The sequence below is a fragment of the Enterococcus lactis genome (assembly GCF_015751045.1).
Classification (GTDB): Bacteria; Bacillota; Bacilli; order Lactobacillales; family Enterococcaceae; genus Enterococcus_B; species Enterococcus_B lactis.
Map to the genome: position 1 here is coordinate 1 of NZ_BNJW01000053.1, position 3,212 is coordinate 3,212.

Here is a 3,212-nt window from a genome sequence, read left to right on the forward strand (position 1 = left end):
GAGTTTTTTAATAAGTTCAATTGCTTATTTTCTTGATCTAACTTCTATCGCTAGAAGAAGGATCAAAACCCAACCGTAAGGTTGATAAGGTTAAGTGAATAAGGGCGCACGGTGGATGCCTTGGCACTAGGAGCCGATGAAGGACGGGACTAACACCGATATGCTTTGGGGAGCTGTACGTAAGCTATGATCCAGAGATTTCCGAATGGGGGAACCCAGCATCTTTAATAGGATGTTACGATTGTGTGAATACATAGCACATTCGAGGTAGACGCAGAGAACTGAAACATCTAAGTACCTGCAGGAAGAGAAAGAAAATTCGATTCCCTGAGTAGCGGCGAGCGAAACGGGAAAAGCCCAAACCAACAAGCTTGCTTGTTGGGGTTGTAGGACTCCAATATGGTCGTTCTTTCAGATAGTCGAATGACTTGGAAAAGTCAGTCAAAGAGGGTAAAAACCCCGTAGACGAAATGTGGAAGACACCTAGGAGGATCCTGAGTACGGCGGAACACGAGAAATTCCGTCGGAATCCGGGAGGACCATCTCCCAAGGCTAAATACTCCCTAGTGACCGATAGTGAACCAGTACCGTGAGGGAAAGGTGAAAAGCACCCCGGAAGGGGAGTGAAATAGAACCTGAAACCGTGTGCCTACAACAAGTCAAAGCCCGTTAATGGGTGATGGCGTGCCTTTTGTAGAATGAACCGGCGAGTTACGATTGCATGCGAGGTTAAGTTGAAGAGACGGAGCCGCAGCGAAAGCGAGTCTGAATAGGGCGTTTGAGTATGTAGTCGTAGACCCGAAACCATGTGATCTACCCATGTCCAGGTTGAAGGTGCGGTAAAACGCACTGGAGGACCGAACCCACGTACGTTGAAAAGTGCGGGGATGAGGTGTGGGTAGCGGAGAAATTCCAAACGAACTTGGAGATAGCTGGTTCTCTCCGAAATAGCTTTAGGGCTAGCCTCGGAATTGAGAATGATGGAGGTAGAGCACTGTTTGGACTAGGGGCCCATCTCGGGTTACCGAATTCAGATAAACTCCGAATGCCATTCATTCATATCCGGGAGTCAGACTGTGAGTGATAAGATCCATAGTCGAAAGGGAAACAGCCCAGACCACCAGCTAAGGTCCCAAAATATATGTTAAGTGGAAAAGGATGTGGGGTTGCACAGACAACTAGGATGTTGGCTTAGAAGCAGCCACCATTTAAAGAGTGCGTAATAGCTCACTAGTCGAGTGACCCTGCGCCGAAAATGTACCGGGGCTAAACATATTACCGAAGCTGTGGAGTACACCTTTAGGTGTATTGGTAGGAGAGCGTTCTAAGGGCGTCGAAGGCAGATCGTGAGGACTGCTGGAGCGCTTAGAAGTGAGAATGCCGGTATGAGTAGCGAAAGACAGGTGAGAATCCTGTCCACCGAATGACTAAGGTTTCCTGGGGAAGGCTCGTCCGCCCAGGGTTAGTCGGGACCTAAGCCGAGGCCGATAGGCGTAGGCGATGGATAACAGGTTGATATTCCTGTACCCGTTGTTTTTGTTTGAGCAATGGAGGGACGCAGGAGGCTAAGGAATGCAGACGATCGGAAATGTCTGTCCAAGCAGTAAGTCTGAAGAGGAGTCAAATGCTTCTTTTCTTAAGGACAAGCTGTGATGGGGAGGGAAATAATAGTACCGAAGTTCCTGATGTCACACTGCCGAGAAAAGCTTCTAGTGAGAAAACAGCGGCCCGTACCGCAAACCGACACAGGTAGTCGAGGAGAGAATCCTAAGGTGAGCGAGAGAACTCTCGTTAAGGAACTCGGCAAAATGACCCCGTAACTTCGGGAGAAGGGGTGCTGATCATACGATCAGCCGCAGTGAATAGGCCCAAGCGACTGTTTATCAAAAACACAGGTCTCTGCAAAATCGTAAGATGAAGTATAGGGGCTGACGCCTGCCCGGTGCTGGAAGGTTAAGAGGAGTGCTTAGCGCAAGCGAAGGTACGAATTGAAGCCCCAGTAAACGGCGGCCGTAACTATAACGGTCCTAAGGTAGCGAAATTCCTTGTCGGGTAAGTTCCGACCCGCACGAAAGGCGTAACGATTTGGGCACTGTCTCAACGAGAGACTCGGTGAAATTTTAGTACCTGTGAAGATGCAGGTTACCCGCGACAGGACGGAAAGACCCCATGGAGCTTTACTGTAGTTTGATATTGAGTGTCTGTACCGCATGTACAGGATAGGTAGGAGCCGTAGAAATCGGAACGCTAGTTTCGATGGAGGCGCTGGTGGGATACTACCCCTGCGTTATGGCCACTCTAACCCGCACCACTGATCGTGGTGGGAGACAGTGTCAGATGGGCAGTTTGACTGGGGCGGTCGCCTCCTAAAAGGTAACGGAGGCGCCCAAAGGTTCCCTCAGAATGGTTGGAAATCATTCGAAGAGTGTAAAGGCAGAAGGGAGCTTGACTGCGAGACCAACAAGTCGAGCAGGGACGAAAGTCGGGCTTAGTGATCCGGTGGTTCCGCATGGAAGGGCCATCGCTCAACGGATAAAAGCTACCCTGGGGATAACAGGCTTATCTCCCCCAAGAGTCCACATCGACGGGGAGGTTTGGCACCTCGATGTCGGCTCGTCGCATCCTGGGGCTGTAGTCGGTCCCAAGGGTTGGGCTGTTCGCCCATTAAAGCGGCACGCGAGCTGGGTTCAGAACGTCGTGAGACAGTTCGGTCCCTATCCGTCGCGGGCGTTGGAAATTTGAGAGGAGCTGTCCTTAGTACGAGAGGACCGGGATGGACTTACCGCTGGTGTACCAGTTGTTCTGCCAAGGGCATTGCTGGGTAGCTATGTAGGGAAGGGATAAACGCTGAAAGCATCTAAGTGTGAAGCCCACCTCAAGATGAGATTTCCCATTTCTTTAAGAAAGTAAGATCCCTGAGAGATGATCAGGTAGATAGGTCAGGAGTGGAAGTACAGTGATGTATGGAGCGGACTGATACTAATCGATCGAGGACTTAACCAATTGGTTAAAAGAAAAGAACTCGGAAAAAACTTATATGACTTCAAATCCAGTTTTGAGTGAACAAAATTTACTCAATAAAAGATAACACCACAGTGTGGTGGCGATAGCGAGAAGGATACACCTGTAACCATGCCGAACACAGAAGTTAAGCTTCTTAGCGCCGATTGTAGTGAGGGGTTGCCCCTTGTGAGAGTAGGACGTCGCCACGC

Annotated in this window: 2 rRNA genes; both read left to right on the forward strand. The window is 49.8% G+C overall.

Features of this window, described 5'->3' with window-relative positions:
• Window positions 1-88: 88 nt before the first annotated feature.
• Window positions 89-3,003: ribosomal RNA gene (locus tag KFO35_RS13860) — 23S ribosomal RNA — on the forward strand.
• A gap of 93 nt (window positions 3,004-3,096) precedes the next feature.
• A 5S ribosomal RNA gene (gene rrf, locus KFO35_RS13865) occupies window positions 3,097-3,212 on the forward strand.